This is a genomic window from Microcoleus sp. B13-B6, from assembly GCF_036705405.1.
In the GTDB taxonomy this organism is placed as follows: Bacteria; Cyanobacteriota; Cyanobacteriia; order Cyanobacteriales; family Microcoleaceae; genus Microcoleus.
On record NZ_JAUBUJ010000077.1, the window covers coordinates 20,628 to 42,487 of the forward strand.

17 protein-coding genes and 1 pseudogene are annotated in these 21,860 nt (G+C 45.5%); 9 read left to right on the plus strand and 9 right to left on the minus strand.

Translation table 11 applies throughout. The features are described from left to right. Window positions 1-45 precede the first annotated feature (45 nt). Window positions 46-213, minus strand: a complete 168-nt coding sequence (locus QUB35_RS27295) for a hypothetical protein (protein ID WP_333144772.1) — start codon at window positions 211-213, stop codon at window positions 46-48. 126 nt (window positions 214-339) lie between these two features. Here QUB35_RS27295 and QUB35_RS27300 point away from each other — a divergent pair, with 126 nt between their 5' ends. Both QUB35_RS27300 and QUB35_RS27305 read left to right on the plus strand, forming a co-directional pair. Then, window positions 340-570 (plus strand): hypothetical protein, encoded by a 231-nt coding sequence (locus QUB35_RS27300; protein ID WP_333109616.1) that lies wholly within the window; start codon window positions 340-342, stop codon window positions 568-570. 50 nt (window positions 571-620) lie between these two features. Further along, complete coding sequence (locus QUB35_RS27305; RefSeq protein ID WP_333144773.1) at window positions 621-833, plus strand: hypothetical protein; 213 nt, start codon at window positions 621-623, stop codon at window positions 831-833. Window positions 834-1,753: 920 nt separating this feature from the next. Here QUB35_RS27305 and QUB35_RS27310 read toward each other — a convergent pair. From QUB35_RS27310 to QUB35_RS27325, 4 genes are all read right to left on the minus strand, one after another. After that, on the minus strand, window positions 1,754-2,155 hold the full coding sequence (locus tag QUB35_RS27310; RefSeq protein WP_333144774.1) for an MgtC/SapB family protein: 402 nt from the start codon (window positions 2,153-2,155) through the stop codon (window positions 1,754-1,756). A 103-nt stretch (window positions 2,156-2,258) separates the two neighbouring features. Further along, window positions 2,259-2,915 carry a hypothetical protein gene (locus tag QUB35_RS27315; protein WP_333036218.1) on the minus strand — a complete coding sequence of 219 codons (657 nt, stop codon included), beginning with the start codon at window positions 2,913-2,915 and terminating at the stop codon, window positions 2,259-2,261. 357 nt (window positions 2,916-3,272) lie between these two features. After that, window positions 3,273-4,238: a BadF/BadG/BcrA/BcrD ATPase family protein gene (locus QUB35_RS27320; protein WP_333144775.1), complete on the minus strand. Its 966-nt coding sequence runs from the start codon at window positions 4,236-4,238 to the stop codon at window positions 3,273-3,275. Window positions 4,239-4,441: 203 nt separating this feature from the next. Next, on the minus strand, window positions 4,442-4,798 hold the full coding sequence (locus QUB35_RS27325) for a zinc ribbon domain-containing protein (RefSeq protein ID WP_333144776.1): 357 nt from the start codon (window positions 4,796-4,798) through the stop codon (window positions 4,442-4,444). A 216-nt stretch (window positions 4,799-5,014) separates the two neighbouring features. Between QUB35_RS27325 and QUB35_RS27330 the strand changes: the two genes are divergently transcribed. Beyond that, window positions 5,015-5,341 (plus strand): phasin family protein, encoded by a 327-nt coding sequence (locus QUB35_RS27330; protein WP_333036214.1) that lies wholly within the window; start codon window positions 5,015-5,017, stop codon window positions 5,339-5,341. Between the two features lie 280 nt (window positions 5,342-5,621). Further along, window positions 5,622-6,227: an FKBP-type peptidyl-prolyl cis-trans isomerase gene (locus tag QUB35_RS27335; protein WP_333144777.1), complete on the plus strand. Its 606-nt coding sequence runs from the start codon at window positions 5,622-5,624 to the stop codon at window positions 6,225-6,227. A 92-nt stretch (window positions 6,228-6,319) separates the two neighbouring features. On the opposite strand, the gene QUB35_RS27340 is transcribed toward QUB35_RS27335, so the two are convergent. The 3 genes from QUB35_RS27340 to QUB35_RS27350 all read right to left on the minus strand — a co-directional run bounded on the left by QUB35_RS27340 (window position 6,320) and on the right by QUB35_RS27350 (window position 16,707). Further along, the gene (locus tag QUB35_RS27340; RefSeq protein ID WP_333144778.1) at window positions 6,320-10,423 is read right to left on the minus strand and encodes a replicative DNA helicase; all 4,104 of its coding nucleotides are present in this window, start codon (window positions 10,421-10,423) and stop codon (window positions 6,320-6,322) included. Between the two features lie 387 nt (window positions 10,424-10,810). Beyond that, complete coding sequence (gene rplI / locus QUB35_RS27345; protein ID WP_333144779.1) at window positions 10,811-11,269, minus strand: 50S ribosomal protein L9; 459 nt, start codon at window positions 11,267-11,269, stop codon at window positions 10,811-10,813. Between the two features lie 269 nt (window positions 11,270-11,538). After that, a complete protein-coding gene (locus tag QUB35_RS27350) occupies window positions 11,539-16,707 on the minus strand; it encodes a PAS domain-containing protein (protein WP_333144780.1) in 5,169 nt (1,722 codons plus the stop codon). Between the two features lie 619 nt (window positions 16,708-17,326). On the opposite strand from QUB35_RS27350, the gene QUB35_RS27355 reads away from it, so the two are divergent. Then, complete coding sequence (locus tag QUB35_RS27355) at window positions 17,327-18,166, plus strand: glycosyltransferase (protein ID WP_333144781.1); 840 nt, start codon at window positions 17,327-17,329, stop codon at window positions 18,164-18,166. 2 nt (window positions 18,167-18,168) lie between these two features. Here QUB35_RS27355 and gloB read toward each other — a convergent pair whose 3' ends face one another. Next, window positions 18,169-18,942, minus strand: coding sequence for a hydroxyacylglutathione hydrolase (gloB, locus tag QUB35_RS27360; protein ID WP_333144782.1), 774 nt, complete (start codon window positions 18,940-18,942; stop codon window positions 18,169-18,171). A 235-nt stretch (window positions 18,943-19,177) separates the two neighbouring features. Between gloB and QUB35_RS27365 the strand changes: the two genes are divergently transcribed. From QUB35_RS27365 to QUB35_RS27380, 4 genes and pseudogenes are all read left to right on the plus strand, one after another. Further along, window positions 19,178-19,381 (plus strand): hypothetical protein, encoded by a 204-nt coding sequence (locus QUB35_RS27365; RefSeq protein ID WP_333144783.1) that lies wholly within the window; start codon window positions 19,178-19,180, stop codon window positions 19,379-19,381. Window positions 19,382-19,581: 200 nt separating this feature from the next. Next, window positions 19,582-20,580, plus strand: a complete 999-nt coding sequence (galE, locus tag QUB35_RS27370) for a UDP-glucose 4-epimerase GalE (protein ID WP_333144784.1) — start codon at window positions 19,582-19,584, stop codon at window positions 20,578-20,580. Between the two features lie 43 nt (window positions 20,581-20,623). Then, window positions 20,624-21,421 (plus strand): hypothetical protein, encoded by a 798-nt coding sequence (locus QUB35_RS27375; protein WP_333144785.1) that lies wholly within the window; start codon window positions 20,624-20,626, stop codon window positions 21,419-21,421. Window positions 21,422-21,459: 38 nt separating this feature from the next. Then, a pseudogene (locus QUB35_RS27380) lies at window positions 21,460-21,860 on the plus strand (hypothetical protein); the annotation flags it as partial.

Consider the following 21,860-nt stretch of genomic DNA (forward strand, 5'->3'; position numbering starts at 1 on the left):
GACGTTGAGCGTCTTCTGAAGGTAGAAGGCAGTAGTCATCAGTCATTAGTCCGAGGGAAGAAGAAAAATGCTCCCCCTCTCCGACTCCTCCACTCGGACACTCTCCGACTCCCGCACCCAGACACCCGGACACTCTCCGACTCCCCACTCTCCGACTCCTCCTCTGGCATCCCCCATGTGATCGCCGTCACAACCTTGCAAATAATTAGTCACACTCTGCGACTCCGGCTGTCACGAGTGGCCCGTCACAATGTCACACCGATCGAGCAATAGCCGTCACTGCTGATTCTGTGAAAAAAGTTGATACTGAGGCTTGAACCAATAAAATCCGGAAGTGTTATGGTACTAATTCGCGACCTCGCCCAGCAAGCTCTGGCTCTAGGCTATCTAACCCTTGAAGCCGAAAATCAACTGCGGCGGATGTTAACTACCACCAAATATGACTTGGAAGACTTAAATGCTTTTATGGCTTTGCAACTAGCAGCTATGTCCGGAGGAGTGAAACAAGAGTCTCGCGAGCTGAAAAAATTTGAAATCTTTGGCGAGACGGCTTCCGAAACTTCCTTTTAGTAATTAGTTGGCTTTTGATTAGTTGAAATTTAGTAAGGGACATTTCTACAGTGCAGGTTCGTGAAGTTGTAAAACAAGCTATTGCCGCTGGATATCTGAGTTTGGAAGCAGAAAATGAAATGCAGAAGATTTTTTCCTCAGCAAAGTGTGATTTGGAAGATTTGAATGCTTTTATGAGCTTGCAGTTAGCTGCGATGGCTGGTCGGGTGAGGCAAGAGTCTTTGGAAGTGATTAAAATGCCAATTTACCCGGATAGGAATTAATTTCTTGTTCACTTATCTGGCAAGATAACGATTATTTTCTATCCTCAACAAACGCGGAAAAGCTATAATTTTTGGATGACTTCTCTACTAATTAAATTATAAAATATTGGTATTTTGGTTCAATGGGTGTTGAGCAAATTAAATAAAATTGAAATAAATATTAAAATGAATATGTCAGTGGAGAGTGAGGACTTGACTCGTCAAAGGTCAGGCTTGGATGACTAGACCTGTCAAGGTGTTTGCTTCGTAACAGTTGAGCATTATGCTTGAAAAGTTATGTATTGTTAATTCTCTATCAAATGGAGAAGATTTATCGATCGCCCCAAGCAGAGATTTCAAGCGTTTGAGCCACTTTGTAGGCGTTGCATAATTGCGGGATAATTTTGATTGTTTTTTTGTGGAATGGGCTCTCGTAGTCCGAAGGCGTGTATTTTCACACCAGGCGGAACACCCCACAATATATTAGTGTCAACTTAAGCTTTTAGTCCGCCAGTCCTCCCGCTCACCCGGAAGTCCGCCAGGGAATGAATTCCCTGTCTCATAGCGAAAGTCCTCTCAAAGAGGACTGAAGAACTCATTAGTCCTCTTTGAGAGGACTTTGACTTTGAGACTCTTGCTGAAACCCCTGCCGGAATGAGGGTTTAACGTTAAGTTGACACCAATGCCCACAATAATCATCCTCAAATTGTGTAAGGCTCATTTTTCACTTTCTTGAGAGGTATGGCTGGGATGAGGGCCAACAATTTATGCTCAATGATTAACTGGACTTGGTATGAAACAGCTAATATTATTTACCCTCCATCGACCGCAATAAAATTAGTTGGTAGTGAGGATTTTGACCGTCATAAAACTCGCTCGTACTTCCCGTCACTACAAACGTTATAACGGTTATTATACCCACTTTTATATAATCCTTGAGACTATTTCCTACGAGCTCGACGCTCTAACTCTTTAATTACTCTCAGAACAAACAGCGACATTAAAGCGCCAATTAATGCCAGTTGCCACAACCCGCATCCGGCAGCAGTTCCTAAAGCTGCTGACACCCAAATAGCGGCGGCAGAGGTGAGGCCGTGAACTTCAACTTTGCCTCTTTCCTGGTGATTTTGCCGCAGGATTTCTCCGCCTCCCAAAAACCCAATCCCGGCAGCAATCCCTTGAATTACGCGCGCTACAGCATCTCCTCCGTTTTCATTTTTCCCCATTGCCAGCGGCATTAAAACAAACAGTGCACAACCCATACTTACTAGCATATGAGTTCTCAATCCCGCTGGTTTGTTTCTGAGTTGGCGCTCCCATCCAATAATTCCGCCAACAAACATGGCTAGGCACAACCTTAACAGTATGCCTAGCCAATGATCGGGAGACCACAAGTTAGCGATCGACAATGTTTTACTGCAAATAATTAATCCGAATAGCCCAATATTAGCGGAGCACGATGTCCGATCGCAATCTCACTGCCAAATCTTGTTCCGGGCGAATCACGAGCACGTCAACGCTGCGCCGCCCCAACAATACTCCAGCTAAAGCGCCGATCCCAGCGCCTCCTAATACTTCTTCAGTCGCGATCGCTTTGTCGCCGGTAATGCCTGCGAGTGCTGCTGCTGCTGCTGCACCCAAGGCTGCACCTTGCGCTACTGAACCTGTGCCAGCACCTTTTTGGACTCTTTCGGTTCGGGTAATAATTCCTGAATTTCCGTCAATCCGATAGCGTTGGCGGCGGCTGATAATTAACTCTCTGGCAACAAATTGAGTACCACTTTGATTGCCTCTTCTGACAGGTTGCAGTGCCCCGACTATCTGGCTGCCTGCAGGGATTAATACTCTGCCTTGAGGTGTGCGGATGTCTTGCGCTACTGTTAAAGTTAAAGGTGCCGTTTCTTCGCGGGTGACAACTATTTTGTCTTTTTCATAGCTAACTGGAATTACACTGCCCGACGGAATTCGGATGCTATCAAATTGGGAAATTCGTTGTTGGGCTTCTGCGGGAGTAGCTACCACCAGCGGCGCGCTGGTTCCCACTGTAATGCCCAGTGCGAGGATTGCTGCTGTTGCTGAACGCCATTTTTGAGAAGTAATCATATAAATTGTCTCCTTGCTGTCGTTTTTGTTTACTTAGGAACGCACTACTGCTAAATTTGTTTCTGGTTTCGCATTCATCTGATGTTTTGATTATGGCAGGCTGGAATTCTACCAGTTGGGAAGATAAGGTTGATAATCCAGAAGTTTAAAATTTGGAAAAATCGAGAAAATCCCCAATACAGGGGCGATCGGGAAGATAAGGAAGATAGTCAACAGTCAACAGCCAGTTGATTTGAGATTTGAGATTTGAGATTTGAGATTTGAGATTTGACTCCACAGATGGATCGGGAAGCTGGAAAGTAGGTGTAAAATATTTCGCTTGTCAACAGTCAACAGTCAACAGTCAACAGTCAACAATTAATTGTTGAGAGCGTTTAAGGCTAGCAATCCAGCACCGAAAGCTGGTTCGTATCGGGGCGAAATTACCTTAGCTTTTGGGGCGATCGCACTTATGGCCGCTTCAAACCGACCTCGGCAATTTGCCTCTCCACCCCACACACCTCCTACGATCACAATTTCAAATTCTTCTGTTTGGTTAAATAGCGCTGAAATGGCTATTTTTGTTGAATAGGTTAATTCGGCCACAGCATTATTGATAATGCAGTCAGCGACGCGATCGCCCTCTGCTGCTGCTCCCTCGACAATCGGCGCTAAAGCAGCAATTTCTTTGACTCCCCAACCGCGCCCGTAAACGACTTCTACCAATTCTTCTAGGTTATTGAGGCCTAAATGCTCTTGAAATTTTTCCGCAAGCACAGTAAAATCTTCGCGTCCGTCATAGAACTTCAAAGCAGCTTGCAAACCCTGAAGGGCGATGTTATATCCGCTGCCTTCATCGCCTAAAATGTATCCCCAACCGCCGACTCGTTTAGTTTTCCCTTGACGGTTTTGCCCAAAAACAATCGAACCGGTTCCTGAAATAACGGCGATACCCACTGGATGGCCTGTACCGCCAGCAAGTGCGATCGCGCAGTCGCTGGAAATTACTATATTCCTGGGCAGGAACGATCGGGTTACTGGTAAAGTATTCGTCAACTGCAAGTTCTGCACTACAAATTGCACTATTTCACGATCTTTTGGACGCCCGACGCCTGCTAGTCCCAGACCAATTGCTTCTATGTTGAGATTGCCTACAGACTCGACCTGAGCGGACAGAACTGCTCGTTCGATCGCCAATTGGATGGATTGTTTTGCTGTCTCAATTCCCAGGGTTTGATAATTTGACGGCCCTGCTTCACCCCGTCCTAAAACAAGGTGGTTGTCATCCATTAAAAGGCAGATTGTTTTAGTGCCGCCGCCGTCGATGCCGAATACGTAGCTCATGAATAATTTAGAGAAGAATAGAGCAACCCAGATTAACAGATATCTCTCTATTCTACGCTTTGTACAATCAGATTAAACTGAGATGTTGCACCATTGTCAAGAAGCCTTTTATGAACAGGCTTTCGGGCCTGTTCCACAAGAAAATTAATCTCCTGTGGAACAGGCCGAAAAGCCTGTTCTTCAGAATGGTGCAAGATGTGAGATTAAATCGACAGAGCAATGCTAATAATAATTAAACCTAATAATGCTAACCAAACCAGATGGCGCTGACACCAATTTTTGATTGATTGTGGCCAGCCGCCGCTGCTGTAACGGATCGTCTGTGGCACAAGTGGCTCAGCTTGATTGTGATAAAGCGTGCATTCTTTGGCAAAGGGACGCTGCGGGTAGTTGCAAGTGTCGTCTTCGTGATAAATACAGGTAGTGCACAGAAATTCTTCGGGTTTCGATCGATAAAGAGGGATACCCGGATGACCGAAAGCTTTGAGGGGGATTTTGCAGTGTGCACAGGCGAGCGCTTGGGCGTCTACAGGTTGGTGACAGCGGGGGCAATCAGGCATAGACAGCAGGGTGATGGGGTAATGTGGTGGGTAGGCTCATTAGGGGGTTTTCCGAACGCCGAGAATGGGCGATCGCCTCGCCATCAGGCGGCTGGATGCTCCAAAATAGAAAGGTAGGTGTGCGCTGATGTAACTTTAAGTTTACAGATGGTTTCGCAGCGACAGCAGGCGACCTGAGCCGATCGGGTATGAAAGGGCCAACATTAGGAAAAATCTATGGATAACAATAGCAACTTACTCAAACAACTGGTAATGCTGGGCATTGGTACTACCTCCCTGGTGGCAGAGAAATTGCAGGAAGTGAGCGAGCAATGGGTCAAAGATGGCAAAATCAATTCCGAGCAAGCCAAAACCTTTGTGGATGACATGACGGAGCACCTCAAGTCTGAACAGGGCAATTGGGATACGCAGTTGCAGCGGCAACTACGGAATATGCTGCAAGATATGGGAGTTCCCCGACAGTCGGAAATGGATGAGTTGCGCGGAAGGCTCGATCGTTTAGAACGTCAGATGCGGGATTTAGAAAACCGTAACTGGCGCTGAGTTCGATCCTCTTCTGCAAGCTTCGCTAACGCCCGCGAGAAGTTCGCTGCTATCTTGTGATAAGATTGTCACCCGAAGGCAGAAGGCTAAAAAAAGGCACTTATGTAGAAGCCACTTATGTAGAATTACAAACATTCTGACTTCATACTTTTGCCTTTCAAATTATCTGGAACCTGCCCTTTTTTGGTAGAAAAGTTCAGATAACATTTGGTATTTCTTGTTGTACGAGATGTCTTAGATATCTGAGATATCGCGGTTAAAAGTATTAGGAGGATTAATTTTGCGAGGAGTTCTAGTCAGCTTGGGAGTAATGCTGGTTTGCTTTTTGTTTTTGATAGTCGCTCAAATGGGCGGTTCTGGGTCCCAAGCAGTTGCAGCCGAATTGAACAATCTTTTACCCGAGACTGCTATTGAGAAGTTGTCAGCGCAGTCTTTGAATGAAAATAGCTTGCTAGTAGCTGATGCTACTTTACCAGAGGTACCAGCTACTATCGCTGGCAATGACATGACTGATAATACTGAGAAAACTGTTAATACTGAGAAAACTGTCACCACAGATTCAGGTCTGAAATATGTTGAATTGACAGAGGGTAAGGGGGCGACTCCAAAAACCGGGCAGACGGTTGTCGTACACTACACGGGAACTTTGGAGGATGGCACGAAGTTTGACAGTTCGCGCGATCGCAATTCTCCTTTTCAGTTCAAAATTGGCGTAGGTCAAGTAATTAAGGGTTGGGATGAAGGTGTCGGTACGATGAAAGTTGGAGACCGCCGCCAATTGATTATTCCCCCTGAACTCGGTTACGGTGCTCGCGGTGCGGGCGGGGTGATTCCTCCTAATGCTACGCTGATTTTTGATGTGGAATTGTTGAAAATCGCTGGTTAGGTAGCTCAATCTAATTCAACGTAAAACTTTTACGGTGTTTAGAAACCCGGTTTTTTTTAAGAAACCGGGTTTCTGTGTATGTTCTGGTTGATTTACGATCGCTTCGGAGATGCCAGATTGCGAAAGCAGGTAAATTGGGCGTCGAATAATAGTTTGATGATTCCTGTGGGCCCGTTTCTGTGTTTGGTAATAATTACTTCTGCAATTCCGCGATCGGGGGAATCAGGGTTGTAATATTCATCGCGGTAGAGCATAATTACTAAGTCGGCGTCTTGCTCTATGGAATTATGGGCATACAAACCTTGTGTGGCAAAGCTTTCAATATTTTCTACTGTCATATCGTAAACCATTTCTTCGCCACAAAAATTGATTTCTCTCACCTTATCCCAATAGATATCGCTAACAGCTAGCTTGAATATCTCTTCGGCATCCAAAATATTCCCCAACTGATATGCGCGTTCTCGACCAATATCACATTTGTAATCCGTTGTGGCTGAATAACGCATACCTAAGCAATCTTGCATCTGTTTGACGGTTAAACCAAGGCGCTTTTGGGCAAGATTGACTTGAGTTCGCCAAAGTTCATTCGGAATTAAATCCCGATTAGTCTTCCCACTATCAGCATTATTTAAATATATTTTTACCTCTTCCAAACTAGATTTTTTATAATTACCAACTGCACCAATTACATTCGCAAATATTTCTATGTCTGATTTCCCTCCTAACCAAACTTGATATTGTGCGCGCCCTTTTTTACCTTGAGAAATAACTCTGACAGCCGCATTGATGTTCAGTCTAAGCAACAGAGAACGGACTCCTCTGGCTAACTTCTCGCTACTAGAAGCATAATAAATAGCTGGATAAAGACATTTCTTCCCTTTAGTCGGTTTGATACAACCATCAGTTGCCCATAGGTGTCGAAGGAAAAGAGCGATCGATTCTTGCGGTTGGGTAAATACTAAACTGGGAATAAATTTTTCATGGGAAAGTAAACCAAATATTTCTAATTGTTCGAGCCATTTAGTAATCGGATTTTTAATATTGGGAGCGAGACGATAACTAGCGGAGAGATAAACTTGATACCAATCGCGTTCGCGTTTAATGCGGGGATTAATTTTATCACCAAATACTTCTGTAGCCAAATGTGCAACTAATTCAGCTAAATCTAATTCTCGCGTCGTGTACTGAATGGTATGTCGGGGTAAAGTACAACCATCACCAATTAAATGTCCTAGTAAAGCTAATTCAGCATTACCCATCGTCTGCACTTCAGTACAAGGAATTGATCGAGGTGTAGCAATTCGATCGCCTATTTTTAATTCATCTAACCGCTTCCAACCATCTGATGTAAAGAACTTATGATTGCCTGTTGCTGTAATCGAATTTCCCAAGCAAGTCGTCATCTCCCAGACGGGCTTGACTCCAGTACAAAAAGCATTAGTCACCATCGCTTTTTCCTGTTTCAGAGTATCTGAATTTAATCCCCAAACAGCAAAGCCAGATTTGCCGACTAAATCACGAATCGGGACTTCTAATCCACTATCCGCCAAGGTAACTAAACTATCGCCACCGAGACATCCGCTTTCGCGTAAATCAGACATCATCGGCCGCTTGTTTGTCCTGGCTTCCACACCCCGACTCAACTGAGATAAGGCAATAATCGGCACGTTGAGTTCGCGGGCTAAACCTTTAAGACTTCTGGTAATTCGAGATAGTTCTTGCACGCGGTTGTCGCTGGTACCTTCCATTAATTGCAGGTAATCTAGCAAGACTAATCCTAGGGTTCCGCCTTGTTCTGCTTGGAGGCGGCGGACTTTCGATCGTATTTCTGTGACGGTAATATTGGGAGTATCGTCAATAAACAGCGGTAGTTCTGATAAATTGCCAATGGCTGTACTGATTGGTTCCCATTCGTTTTGACTGATTCTACCCGATCGCAATCGGTTACTTTCTATTTTGGCTTCACTCGACAGGATACGCTGCACTAGCTGTTCTTTCGACATTTCTAAGCTGAAAACGGCAACCGGCAATTTTTGCTGTCCGGCGGCGATGTGATGGGCGATGTTGGTACAGAAAGCTGTATTGTGAACGCAGATATCGTTAGCCACAAAATTGTGTGTCTCCGGGATAGTTAAGTCGTAAACTTGCTTGTTTCCCATCGGTTCGATAGAAACTATTTCATCCCAGTAAACCTCGCTATCTGCCAGTTTTTTCAGCCATAAATTATCTAAAGCCGTTGCTAAAACTAAAAATCTTTCTCTGGACAGCGCACGTTTACCAACGTGGATATTTGAGTGACCTTTGATGTCTGCGCGTTTTGCTAAGGATGCCCAAGATTCGTTGCCTTTTGCTAATGCTAGGTATTCCCACGCCTCTACAGGAATCAAATCGCGGTTATTGTGAGATTCTTTATTTTCTAATGCTTCTTTTACTTTGAATAAGGCTACCTCTTTGCCAAAAATGCCAATTTCTGATATGAATGTTTTGATTGATTTTGCATCAGTAATATCGATTTGCCAAGCTGGTCTACGAGTATTTTTGTATTTGACAGAACGCTTTTTGAGGGCTGCAATGATGCCAAATCTCAGCAGTAGATGCTGTACGTGTCTGGCTAGTCCTTCGCTGACAGAACAGTAGCCTAGTTGAGATTGACCGCTGGTAAGTAGGGTTGCCCAGCCGTCAGTTGAAAAGAGGCGGTTGAGGAAAATGGCAACTTGCGATCGCCGCAATCTAAACACTATGTCCGGTACGGTTTTCTCATGAGCATTTTTTCCCATCAGACCTAACTTTTCTAACCAATTTCTCAGGGGATTTTTATGACTTGTATTAATAACATCCATTCCCTCATCGGCTAGGTGTTCTGGATCTACTCTTAAAACTCTGCAAATGCCACTAAATAATTCTTGATTGGGAAATGCTATTCCTTCCACCCAAGACCGGACTAATCGCGGTGGAACTTTCAATTCTCGCGCTAATTTTTTAGAGTCAAAATTTCGTTTTAAAAGGATTAGTTCTAAATTATAACCAAAGTTTTTTATACTATCTGTGTAACTTTCTCGATCGCCCATGACATAATATTCTGGTGCGCGTCTCCCTTTATCGTTAAATCGCAGCTTAAGACCTCCGAAGCTAGTAGCAGCTTCAGCAAAATCTTGTAGTATAGCAGTATTTCCATTGGTGAAGTGTGGCGCGCTGCGTGTCAAACACCCATCGCCAATTAGATAAGCCAATAATTTAACTTCACAGTCTCGGATGGTTTCTTTACCAAAAACATTCATCCTGCGGGGAACAGCAATCTTATCGCCTACTTGTATTTCCCTCAACTGCCGCCAGCCCTTAATTGTTAAAAATGGGTGTGTAATTGTAGTTTCTATAAATCGTCCCAGTCTTGTTGTAACCCGAAATACAGGCTTAATTCCATCATCTATAAAAGCTGATGGTCTAGTTAGGTGAAATTGCCAATCTTCTCCTAATGTTAGTAATTCAGCTTGACGTTTTTGATAGATTTGTTCTATACTAGAAACAGTTCCATCACTTTCTACTATTACGGTAGAGGCTGCTTGGCACTTGCCCATCGCCGGCCTGGCTGCAACGATGATTAAATCCGATCGCTGAAAGCCTCCTGTCATAGCATCTAAGTCATAAAAACCGCACGGAATACCGGGAAGTGTGAGGCCTTCATTGCGATTTTCTAGGTCTTGAAATGTTTGGTTTAATGTTTCGCCGATCGATACTAAATCCTGTTGCGGACGTTCTTGAGTGATGCTGAAAATTTCTTGTTCGGCGCGGTCTAAGACTGTTTCTAGTGGTGTTGCCGTCTCGTAACCTAATTGTACTATGTTGTTGCCAGCTTCGATTAATTTGCGGCGCTGATATTTGTCTTCTACTAAAACTGCATATTGGTCGATGTTGACTGCGGAAACTGTGCGATCGACTAATTGTGCTAATTTAGTTAGTCCTCCTACTTGCTCTAACTGGTTGCGGTCGGTTAGCGCAGTTGTTACCGTCATTAAATCGGTAGGTTGGCCCTGTAAAAATAGCCCTAATGCCGATCGATAAATGACTTGATGAGCGGTGATGGCAAAAAACTCCGGTCGCAGCAGTTCGGCAATTCGGGAAATAGCTTCGGGGTCTATTAAAATCCCGCCCAAAATTGCTTCTTCTGCCTCTATATTTGTCGGCATCAAATCGCTCATTAGTCAATAGTCCTCAGTCAGTCGATTTTAGATTTTAGATTTTAGATTTTAGATTTACTCTACAGATGAATCTGGGAGCTTGAACAAGATCCTAAAATTTTAGGTTCGACTCTCATGAGCGTCGGGGCTTGTGTCCGTTTTTCCGGCGGTGTCATTAGTTATTATCAGTGTAAGGTTGTAGGAGTGCGCTCTGTCGCGAGCTCGCGTTTATACCAGACTCACGCTCTCTCGATCTCGCACTCCTGAAAAAATGCTTCTTACTCTCTGGAGAGATGCTCCGGTTCTCAATCTGCAAGTTAGCGTTATTGAGTCCTTACTTAGCAGTGCTTAGTTGTTAGCTAATGACTAACAACTAATGGCTAATGACTGATGACTGATGACTCTTAATTACATCGGAACAACTTGAATATCAACTTCGGCAGTAACTTCTGCGTGTAGTTTGATTTCAGCTTTGTATGTACCAGTTTGGCGAATTTCGGGCAGAGTGATGCCGCGCCGATCGACTTCTTGACTGGTAGAGTTGAAAATCAGTTCTGCTACTTCTTGGTTGGTGACAGTACCAAAAATCGCGTCTGCTTCGCCAACTTGCTTGGAGATGATGAAAGGCCCAGCCGATTGGAGGGCGGTTTTGCGGACTTCAGCTTGCTGCTTGAGCTCTAGCTGGCGCAGTCTTTCTTCTTCACGGCGGCGCTCTGCTTGCTTGAGAATGCCCGGAGTGGCTTTAAATCCCAGGTTTTGGGGTACTAGATAGTTGCGGGCGTAGCCTGGGGCTACTTCTACTACGTCGCCAGCTTTGCCGAGTTTGCTGACATCTTTATTTAAAACTAATTGAACGCGCTTGGCCATGATCGTGGGTTGTGGGGTTTTAACTGCAACTTTTTATAATAGCGAAGTTTGAGGGGCGATCGCAAGGGAGTTCGGCAACGGATTATGTAGCGGATGTAACGGATTTAACGGATTTAATGGATGGATGTTGAGATTCGAGGTTCGAGATTCGACGTTCGAGGGAAGAAACAGGGATAATATTTTTAAGGGGCAAATTCAGTTTGAAATTACGCAAAACGCGGGTGCTGTAATGAGCTAAATCAACTACAGTGCAATCTCTTACCGATCGCTCAGGCTTTATTTTCAAGGCGCTCACGGGCGATCGATCGCGCTACAGTAGCAACTAACTGGGTCGAATTGATCGGCTTGGCTAAGTGTTGGTCAAATCCGGCTTGCAAAATTTGCCGCTCGTTCGCTTCTCCAGCATAGGCCGTTAAGGCGATCGCCAACAACTGCCGATACTCAGGCGCAAGCTGAGTGCGGATGCGATTTATCAACATATACCCGTCCATTTCGGGCATTCCGATGTCGCTGACGAGCAAATCCGGTGCAGTTTGTTCGATCGACTCTAGCGCCTCAGCAGCAGATGAGAGGGAAATCACCTCTGCACCCGCTTCCTCAAGCACGAAAGCCACAAAATCTCGCGAGTCGAGTTCATCATCTACCACCAAAATTCTCAATCCAGCTAGCGGCAAGGATGAGAGATCGGGACAAGCTGACCAATTGAGGGCTTCATCCTCCTGCCTTCTAGAATCATCATTTAATAGCGGTAATCTCACCGTAAACTTCGCTCCTTGACCAACTCCTGCGCTTTCTACAAACACCGTTCCGCCGTGAAGTTCGATCAGTTGGCGAACGATCGCCAATCCCAGTCCCAAGCCGCCAAATTTGCGCGTTGTAGCGCCATCTTCTTGTCGGAAATGGTCAAAAACATAAGGCAAGAAATCGGGAAGAATACCTTTACCCGTGTCCGTGACTTGAATTTGAGCTTGGCGTGCGATTTGCCCTAATCGAACTTCCACTCTACCGCCTTCGGGCGTGAATTTCACCGCATTTGATAACAAATTCCACACAATTTGTTGCAAGCGACTTGTATCGCCGAGAACTTGCCCGACATCGGGATTTAAGATTGTTTGGATTTGAATTTTTTTAGCTTCGGCTGCTAATTGCACGGTTTCCACAGCAGACGGAATAATGGTTGCCAGATTCACCGGAGTCACATTCAATCTGAGTTTTCCTTGCAGAATCCGAGACACGTCAAGCAAGTCTTCGATTAATTGAGATTGCAGTCTGGCGTTGCGCTCAATAGTCTCAAAGGCTTTGGCACTTTTACTCGCGTTCAGCTTGCCGCCGACGAGCAGTTGGGACCAGCCTAAAATCGGATTCAGGGGCGATCGCAACTCATGAGAAAGCACCGCCAGAAACTCGTCTTTAATGCGGTTAGCTCGCTCGGCTTCCGCGCGGGCAGTTTGTTCTAATTGCAGAACCATATCGCGCTCAGTTTCCACTTGTTTGCGCTCTGTAATGTCGATAACAGAGCCGATATAACCCTCAAATTGTCCCCTTTCGGAAAATCTGGGAGCAGCCGCATCAATCACCCAAGAATATCTGCCATCCTGGCGCCGGAGGCGATATTCCACGCGGAAAGATTCCTGGCGTTCGTTGGCGGTCAAGAACACATTTTTGGCCTGTTCTCGGTCTTCTGGATGCGCCGCGTTTACCCAACCCAATCCCAAACCTGTTTCCTCAGTTTGACCTGTGAAGTCATACCAGCTTTCGCTCAAGAAAGTGCAATAGCCTGTGGAGTCTGTTACCCATACCATAAATGGAGCGTTGTTAGCCATATTGCGGAATCGTTCTTCGCTTTCTTGCAGCGCTGATAAAGCTTGTTTGCGTTCTGTGATATCCCGACAGACAATCACTCCGCCTTTGATTTCGCTGCTAATATCAACTACCGGATAACCGCTGATACTGATCCAGCGATTTTCGGCATCTTCGCGGCGGACAAATACTTCTACATCATTGACATATTCACCTTTGATGGCTCTGGCTAGAGGTAGCTCAGCGTTGGGGAAGAGGGTTTTTTGGTCTGGCAAAAATAGCCCGTAGGTGCTCGACCATTCCTCCCAGGATTTTTCATTCGATAGCTGACCGAATATCGCCACGGCGGCTCGGTTAAACAGCACAAACTCCCCTTGTTGGTTGGCCAAAATCAAACCATCACCAATGCTGTCAATGATGACTTGCAGTAACTTAGTTTGTTCTTGCATGGCGACTTCTGCTCGTTTGCGATTGGTGATTTCGCTGGAGATGCCAATCAGGCCGATGACTTCTCCCGCCTGATTGCGGTATGGAGCTTTCATTACCAGAAATGTCCGAATGCCATCGTGAGATTCTTCGAGGACTTCTGTTTGGCCGGATTCCATAATACGCCGATCGTTTTCCGTGACTGTGACTGCAAGTTCTGTTACTGGGTATAAATCGATATCGCGACCACCAATTACTTCAGAAGCAGATTTGCCCATTATTTCCAGCGTGGCTGGATTGGCATAAATAATCCGTCCTTCTCGATCTTTGACAAAAATTGGCGTTGGTGCTGACTCGTTAATCACGTTCAAAATCGCATTCTTTTGCCGCAGTTCTTCTTCCGTGCGTTTGCGATCGCTAATATCGCTCCAATAAGCCGTAAGTCCTTCGGCCGCTGGATATGCGCTCACTTCTATATACATCTGGAGCGACGGCGAGAACTCTTCAAATTTGACAGAAACTTGCTCCTTAACGACTCGATTAAATTCTTGATATACCCTCGAATTGGATTGTTTTTCGGCGGGGAATAGCTCCCATATCGATCGACCTAACAACTCGTTTCTCGATCGAGAAAGCAGTTTTTCTGCTGTGGCATTAACGTAGGTAAAGCGCCATTGTGAATCGATCGCCATAAAGGCATCGGTAATACTTTCTATAATATTGCTGACTTGTTGGTTTGCCGCAGAGAGCGCGAGTTCAGCGTTTTTGCGATCGGTGATGATTTCGCAAAAAATCATGATGCCGCCAATCTCATTGGTGTTGGTTCGCCAGGGGTGAATTTCCCAGCGCACCCAGTCCATTAAGCCATCAGGGCGGGGAAACTGCTCTTCTTGGCAGATTTCGACTGATCCCGCCAGACAGCGCTGGTGGATTTGTTTGAAACGATCGGGCAAATTGGGAAAGATGTCGTAGTGCGATCGGCCCACAATGTTTTGAGTGCCGAGCCCGTAACTTGCCAGCCAGCGGTCGCTCACCAGCATATACCGCATCTGGCGGTCAAACATCGCCACCCCCGCAGGCGAATGTTTTACGAACAGCCGCAGTTGCTCTTCCTGTTGCCGCAGGAGATTCTCCGATTGTTTGCGATCGCTGATGTCTTTGAAAAGTATGGCGACTTTGCGGCTGTGCGGCTCAGGAGTGCGGAACGCCGAAACATCAAACCAGCGGTTCATGGGTTCCGAGCCGTGTTCAAAGCGCAAGGGTTCCCCCGTGAGCGCGACTTTGCCGTACACCTCAAACCAATAATTTTCGTGATTTGGAAGGAGCTGTCGCATCGTTTTACCTGTAGCTTGTTCGAGTCCGGTTTGTTTGACAAAGGCAGGATTGACTTCCAAAAAGCGGTAATCGATCGGCTTTTCGTTTTCGTCAAACAGCATTTCGATGATGCAAAAACCTTCGTCTAGGGACTCAAACAAAGTGCGATAGCGTTCCTCGGAACGACCCAAAGCAGCAAGAGCTTGTTTGCGATCGCTAATATCCATAAAGGCCGCCACACAGCCACGAACTGCGCCCTCTTCGTCAAATAACGGCACCGCATTCACCAACCAATCAAAGGCTACCCCGTCCGATCGCACCATTTGAATTTCCACATCTCGCACTTCGACGCCGGAAGCCACGGCCAGTTGCATGGGCAGTTGTTCTCCCGGAATTTCTTCTCCGTTGCGGAATCGTCTAAAGGGAAGGACTGCCGCTTCCTCTCCGGTTCCAGAAACATTGGTATCGGGCGGCACTTTCAACATCGACTGGGCAAACCGGTTAGCGCGAATTACTTTACACTGTGGGTCGCGGGCGATCGTAATACCGACGGGTACAGCATCAAGTATCGATTCGAGTTCATTGACTCGTCGCTCTAGTTCTTGGTTGAGCCGTTGAATTTCTTTTTTGGTAGCTTTGCGATCGGTAATTTCTAGCACCGTCACATTCACGCCCAGCACGCGATCGTCCTCGGCTTTCAGCGGATAGAGACTCAACAGCCAATCGCGATCGACTCCCGGCTGTGCTGAGTTCGTCCCGCGAACTTCGAGCTGTTTGAGAGGAACTTTAGTTTCAATAACTTGTCGGTAAAGCGGCTCTAACTCATCTGCTTGTTCTGGCAAGATTTCGCGCAATGTTTTGCCGATGTGGGCGGCGGCTGGAACTCCGTTAATTTCTGCTAGGCGATCGTTGATGCGGACAAACCGCAACTCAGTATCGAGGAAGCAAAGTCCGATCGGCGCACTAGCATAAATCGCCTCGATTTCTGCTAGTTGTTGCTGCACAGTTTGTGCTTGTTTAATTGAATCAGCCCGATCCGCTTTCTGCTCGGTGACATCTTGAAAATAAACGGCAAGTCCCGATGGGATGGGATAGGCTCGTACCGCATACCAAGCATTGAGTGGCGGATAAAAAGATTCAAAACTAACCGTAATTTGTTCCCGAACAGGCAAGATGCCTGTTCCACAAGAAGAAAATTCATCTTTTGTGGAACGGGCATCTTGCCCGTTCTTGAGAATGGTGCAAGATGCGATCTCAAACAAACTGCCCGCTGATTCGGGAAACTCTTCCCAAATGTTGTTGCCAATCAAATCTTGCGAGGGTCGATTTAGCCACCGCGCTGCTTGCGAATTGAGGTAGGTAAATCGCCAATCTCGATCCAAAGTAAAAAACCCGTCCGAAATACTTTCGAGGGTGTCTGACAGTTGGGGCGCGGGCGCGTTACAGACTGGTTCAGGCTTTTGTTGAGCGATAGGAGTGAAGGTGGTTACTACCGCATAGGGAGTCGATCGATCTCCCTGAAATAAAGGTTGAGAATTGAGCCTCAACCAAATCAATTCTCCCTGTGGCCGATCAAAGCCCATGATGACATTTGAGCATGGTTGCCCGGTTTGCAGCGCCACCATCGCCGGATGTGTCTCGCCGGGAAAATCCGAGCCATCTTCACGCAGAGTGTGCCAGCGACTGTTGATTGAAGTCCAGCCCTGCATCTGTTCTGCTGTCATCCCCAATAGCTCCTGGGCGTGAGAATTGCAGCCCTGAATGCTACCATCTGCCAATTGCAGAACCATCCCTACATCAGTTGGCAAAGGCGCGGCTGGGTAGAACGCTTTGTTAGAATCCGTTGAAACAGAGGGGTCGATTTTTGCTTGGGGTTCAGTATTGGGGGGGTTTTGCATCGGTTTCTAACAACGCTCATTTTACTTTGGGCAAAGCACATGGCGGTCAATAATAGGGAAATAACCAGAGGAACTTTTGATTTGAGCAGGGTGACACTTCAAACCTAAGATGGATGTCGATCGTTCTGCGGTAATATCGATATCTAGACAATTTATTTTATCGTAGAGTCCCACGTCTGAACCAGTTGCGGGATTCAGCACAGGCGACGGGGAATTTTCTGGCTGTTTCAAATGCCAGGTTAGTCCCTCTCATTATTTATCGCGTTGCTGCATATTACCAATGGCTGTTGCTTGTTTTCGGGCGCGCACAGATGGCACTTGCACACAGGTAAATAAGTAGATGAAGCTTGAAAATACATAACCCCTCTCTCGCAGCGAGTGAAACGAAGCAATCGCTCTTGTTACGCCCGCCTTACATTCTGTTACATTGTAAACTTTATTTGCGCCTACCTACTTAGAAACCCCGTTTCTTTGTGTAAATCTAACCGGAAATTTAGGCAAGATTTTGTTCGTCTCAACGGTAAACGGGCGATCGCATTTACCTCAATACAGGGTCGCCTGCTTCCTCCAGTCCCAACGTTTGTGTCACGTTTGCCGTTCATCTCACAAACTTAATCCTATGCACATATTCACAGCCGCCGATCGCACCTATATTCTGGGGTTAGCAGCACTTCTCAAGTCTGTAGATCTGAATGTTAGCCAATCTGGGGAGGAGGAGGTCAAAATTACCGTTGTATCTACCAGGATATATTCACCGCAAAAGGAACAGTTACAGAATTGCTGCAAATACCCGATTGAATGGCAAGAATTGCAATCTAATTACGACCAACTTCTTTCGGTATCAGGTTCTAAACTTCCTTACGTTAAATTGGAGCCGCGAAAATATACCAAAGAAACAGAAAGGCTGATTTGGCTCGACAGCGATACGATCGTTCTGGACAGCTTAAAGTCGCTGTGGAACCTAGATTTTCAAACTATGCCGATAGCAGCCGCCGCCAACTTCTGGGGAAATCCCAACAATTATCAAGCTCGAAACCCTTATTTCAATAGTGGTGTTTTAGTTTACAACATGAAGCTTTGGGAGGAAGAGCAACTGTCGGAAAAGTTGCTCCAAAATGCTAGAACCCACGTTTGGGGCGATCGCGATCAAGGTGCATTAAATTCAGTTTTAGTGGGAAGGTGGAAGCAATTAGACCAAATATGGAACAACCACAAGACTGATGATATGTCAAGTAAAGTGATGCACTTTATGTCAAGACCGAAACCGTGGGAAAGCTCCGCCCCCAATCAATTATGGCTCGATATGTTGTCTCAGACACCGTTTAAGGATGAACTGGAAAAAATCCCAAATAAGTTTAAGGGGCTGTCGAGCTTTCACCTAAAATACAAAAGACTTGACCGATGGTTGAGCGAACCGATACTCAAGTTTAAGAGTTACCTGAAACAACAAAAACGTTAAGTTCAAAATTGGTCTTTCATGCCGCGCAATCGAGCGAAGGTTTGCACTGGATCGCGGGTGTTGGTGGCTGATTGGATGTTGGGAAAATCCCAGCGCAAAAATGGGTTTGTGCTTTTTTCGAGCCCGATCGATGATGGTATTGTAGGTTGCGATCGACTGCGCGCTTCCTTGACTTCGGCGAAGCGCTGCTGTAAATCGGGATTGTCGCCATCCACACTCAAGGCAAATTGCAGGTTGTTCAGCGTGTATTCGTGGGCGCACCAGACTCTCGTACTATCAGGCAAGTTTCGCAGTTGCCGCAGAGAGGCTAACATTTGGGCGGGAGTGCCTTCTTTGAGCCTGCCGCAGCCTCCAGCAAATAAGGTGTCGCCGCAGAACAATTCGCCGGTTTCGCTGGGGTTGTTGGGGGGGAAATAGTAGGCGATGTGAGCTTTTGTGTGGCCGGGTAGGAAGAAGACTTCGGCGGTTCTGTTGGCGAAAGAAACTCGATCGCCCGCTTGTAAAAACACTTGCTGTCCGGGTATTCTGCCTCGGTCTTCTGCGCCGCCGTAAACTTTAATTTGGGGAAAGCGATCGATCAGTTGCTGGTTGCCGCCTACGTGGTCGCTGTGGTGGTGCGTATTGAAAATTGCTGTTAATTCGGCTCCGAGTGCTTGCAGTTGCTCTAACACTGGCTGCGATCGCGCTGGATCGACGACTGCTGCTGTGTGGCTATCGGGGTCGTGCAGCAAGAAAATGTAATTGTCGGAGAGTACCGGAAGCCGATAAACCTGCATAGAAAAGTGCCTCTCTCGGAAAAATATTATATAATTAAGTTAGTCTGAACGCTATCCGAAGGCTGATTGCAGATTTATTAAGTCCGCATATCTATCTTGGGAAGTAAAACTCTGATACGTTTCTGATACGTTATTTCTGCTGTTGAGCAAATTGATTTGCGGTCGGGTACGCACCATTTTTGGGTCATGAACTGCAATCGGCTTTAACTATTTTGGCATAAAAGCGATCGAATAAATGCGAACATCTCACAACAAATCGAACTTAACAATTTCTCAAAAAGTCGATCGGATTGTAGCGTCTGGCAAGATCAGTCGCAGGGAACACTTAGTTTTGACTTCGGCTATCCTGTCAGATGATAAAATTTCAGAAGAGGATCGACATCAGATTAATCGGATATTTGATTATATCCAAATTGGTCGCCTCAAGTTTATCGAGTGAACAGAAAGACTTGCTCCCTCAGCATCTGTCTGGAGTGTAAAAAGCGTTTTTTAGGAGTGCGATCGTCCCGTCGGGCACAGCAAAGCCTATATATTTCGCTTTAATTCTCCGGCTCACGCGGAGTGTGAAAGCGTCTGATGTGGAAGTCTCAAAGTAACAAGGCTCTTGGCAATCCCAGCTACAAAAACAGGCAGAAGAAAATGAGTTCAGAAAAACAAACTATTTTGGTGACGGGCGGAGCTGGATATATTGGCTCTCACGCGGTATTAGCGCTGAAAAACGCCGGTTACGGTGTGGTGATTTTGGATAATTTAGTTTACGGTCACAGAGATATAGTAGATCGGGCTTTGCAGGTCGAGTTGGTAGTTGGCGATACGAACGATCGCACTCTTCTAGACAACTTGTTTGCTACGCACAAGATTGATGCGGTAATGCACTTTTCTGCTTACGCTTACGTGGGCGAATCTGTTACCGACCCAGCTAAATATTATCGCAACAATGTCATCGGCACTATTACGCTTTTGGAAGCAATGATCGCTGCTGACGTGAAGAAATTGGTGTTTTCTTCTACTTGCGCGACTTACGGTGTACCGCAGAAAATTCCGCTCACAGAAGACCACCCGCAAAATCCGATCAATCCCTACGGTGCTACTAAGTTAATGGTAGAAAGGATTTTGTCGGATTTTGACGCTGCGTATGATTTCAAGTCTGTTTGTTTCCGCTATTTTAACGCGGCTGGGGCTGACCCTAACGGGTTGTTAGGAGAGGATCACAATCCAGAAACTCACTTGATCCCACTGGTGTTGTTCGCGGCTTTGGGTAAACGAGATTCGATCGCGATTTTTGGCACGGATTACGAGACTCCTGACGGTACTTGCATCCGGGATTACATTCACGTTAACGATTTGGCATCTGCTCACATTTTGGGATTAGAATATTTGTTAAATGGTGGCAAATCAGATTTCTTTAATTTGGGCAATGGCGGCGGGTTTTCGGTGAAAGAGGTGATAGAAGCGGCTCGCCAAGTGACGGGAAAAGAGATTAAGGCTGTTGAGCGTGAACGGCGTCCGGGAGATCCGCCTTCTTTGGTTGGCAGCAGCAAAAAGGCGATCGAAACCTTGGGTTGGTCTCCCGAATATCCCGACATTAAGAACATTATCTCCCATGCTTGGCAGTGGCATCAAAAGCGTCACAGTTAGCATAAACTCAAATAAAACAAGTGCAAAAATTGAGTCAAAAATAATGTTAAACAGTTACAAAGATTTTTGTTTTTGCACCTTAGCTTTTGGGAAAAAGTATCGCGAATTAGCCAAACAACTAGCAGCAGACTTAGAAACTCATTCTCTAGGGACGATGCTAGTTGTTTGTACTGACTACCCAAATGACTTTCAGAAGTTGACGAATGTTTTCGCCTTTAAAAAAAGTCGCGAAGGTGTAGATTATTGTTATAATGATAAACGATTTGCACTAAAAAAAGCCTTAGAATTATGCCGAGTGACAATCTTTGTGGATGCAGATACAAGAATCATAGGAAAAGTGCCGGAGAGAGAATGGATGTCAGGAATTACTTGTAAAGAGTTTATTCCCATTCTAGAACATCCACCAAATCAATCATTGCCGGGGAGAAAAGAGGCAATTCATAAATTAGCCAAAAAGCTAGAAATACCATTGAAGAATGTAAGTTTTGTTCCAGAAAACTTGTTCGTAATTGCGAGAGACAATGGGAAAGAAATTCAGTTTATTCAAGAATGGGGAAAGATTGGAAGATTTTTTGAAGTGCAAAAAGTCAAAACAAAAGACGGTAATCCCATTGGGTTAGCAACTGCTAAAGTTGGGTGGAATATTCGTAATGATGGGTGGCAGGAACTCGCTCAAATTATGGAGCATTCTTTGGCTCATTGGGACTGGGAAAAAAATCAAGTAAGAACCTTTTGGGATAAAGTTTGGGCTAAATTGCAGTTTGAGCATTGGCAATATCTCTATCGGTTATTAAAAACACAGTTAATTGCCTTATTAAATTTCGATTTTTACTATCGTTAGAAAAAAAAGATAGAGGATTTATCACCATTTTAATTGGATTGTATTCATTTCAAGACTGCATACATTTTCTAGCTTCAGTCAGGAAGTTTCACCGCGAACCAATTATTATTTTAATAGATAGATCCCCGCGATTTTTATATCCATTACTTTTGGTGTTCGGAAATGTGAGATTGCATGCCGCACCGTCTCACAAAAATCCTGTTTTAGCATCGCGACAAGCTAAGCTGGCTTTGTATCAACAATCTCCTTTTGAGAAAACTATTTATCTGGACTGCGATATTTGTTTGCTATCGCCAATATATGAAGTTTTTGACTATCTTGATGAAGTAGATTTGCTGATAACAGAAGATGTGCAGCCTGCCATTGCTAAAGCGGCAAATTTATTAAGAGTCAAGCAGGATATTCTGTCAACTTTGCAGTCTGTCGGGTTGCCGCTAAA

What these genes read in the sequence shown, in the direction of transcription:
- QUB35_RS27365 (WP_333144783.1), top strand. Translation starts at nt 19,178, where the DNA reads ATGCGAACATCTCACAACAAATCGAACTTAACAATTTCTCAAAAAGTC.
- QUB35_RS27325 (WP_333144776.1), bottom strand. Translation starts at nt 4,798, where the DNA reads ATGCCTGATTGCCCCCGCTGTCACCAACCTGTAGACGCCCAAGCGCTC.
- QUB35_RS27320 (WP_333144775.1), bottom strand. Translation starts at nt 4,238, where the DNA reads ATGAGCTACGTATTCGGCATCGACGGCGGCGGCACTAAAACAATCTGC.
- QUB35_RS27350 (WP_333144780.1), bottom strand. Translation starts at nt 16,707, where the DNA reads ATGCAAAACCCCCCCAATACTGAACCCCAAGCAAAAATCGACCCCTCT.
- rplI (WP_333144779.1), bottom strand. Translation starts at nt 11,269, where the DNA reads ATGGCCAAGCGCGTTCAATTAGTTTTAAATAAAGATGTCAGCAAACTC.
- QUB35_RS27330 (WP_333036214.1), top strand. Translation starts at nt 5,015, where the DNA reads ATGGATAACAATAGCAACTTACTCAAACAACTGGTAATGCTGGGCATT.
- QUB35_RS27375 (WP_333144785.1), top strand. Translation starts at nt 20,624, where the DNA reads ATGTTAAACAGTTACAAAGATTTTTGTTTTTGCACCTTAGCTTTTGGG.
- QUB35_RS27340 (WP_333144778.1), bottom strand. Translation starts at nt 10,423, where the DNA reads ATGAGCGATTTGATGCCGACAAATATAGAGGCAGAAGAAGCAATTTTG.
- QUB35_RS27300 (WP_333109616.1), top strand. Translation starts at nt 340, where the DNA reads ATGGTACTAATTCGCGACCTCGCCCAGCAAGCTCTGGCTCTAGGCTAT.
- QUB35_RS27355 (WP_333144781.1), top strand. Translation starts at nt 17,327, where the DNA reads ATGCACATATTCACAGCCGCCGATCGCACCTATATTCTGGGGTTAGCA.
- QUB35_RS27315 (WP_333036218.1), bottom strand. Translation starts at nt 2,915, where the DNA reads ATGATTACTTCTCAAAAATGGCGTTCAGCAACAGCAGCAATCCTCGCA.
- galE (WP_333144784.1), top strand. Translation starts at nt 19,582, where the DNA reads ATGAGTTCAGAAAAACAAACTATTTTGGTGACGGGCGGAGCTGGATAT.
- gloB (WP_333144782.1), bottom strand. Translation starts at nt 18,942, where the DNA reads ATGCAGGTTTATCGGCTTCCGGTACTCTCCGACAATTACATTTTCTTG.
- QUB35_RS27310 (WP_333144774.1), bottom strand. Translation starts at nt 2,155, where the DNA reads ATGTTTGTTGGCGGAATTATTGGATGGGAGCGCCAACTCAGAAACAAA.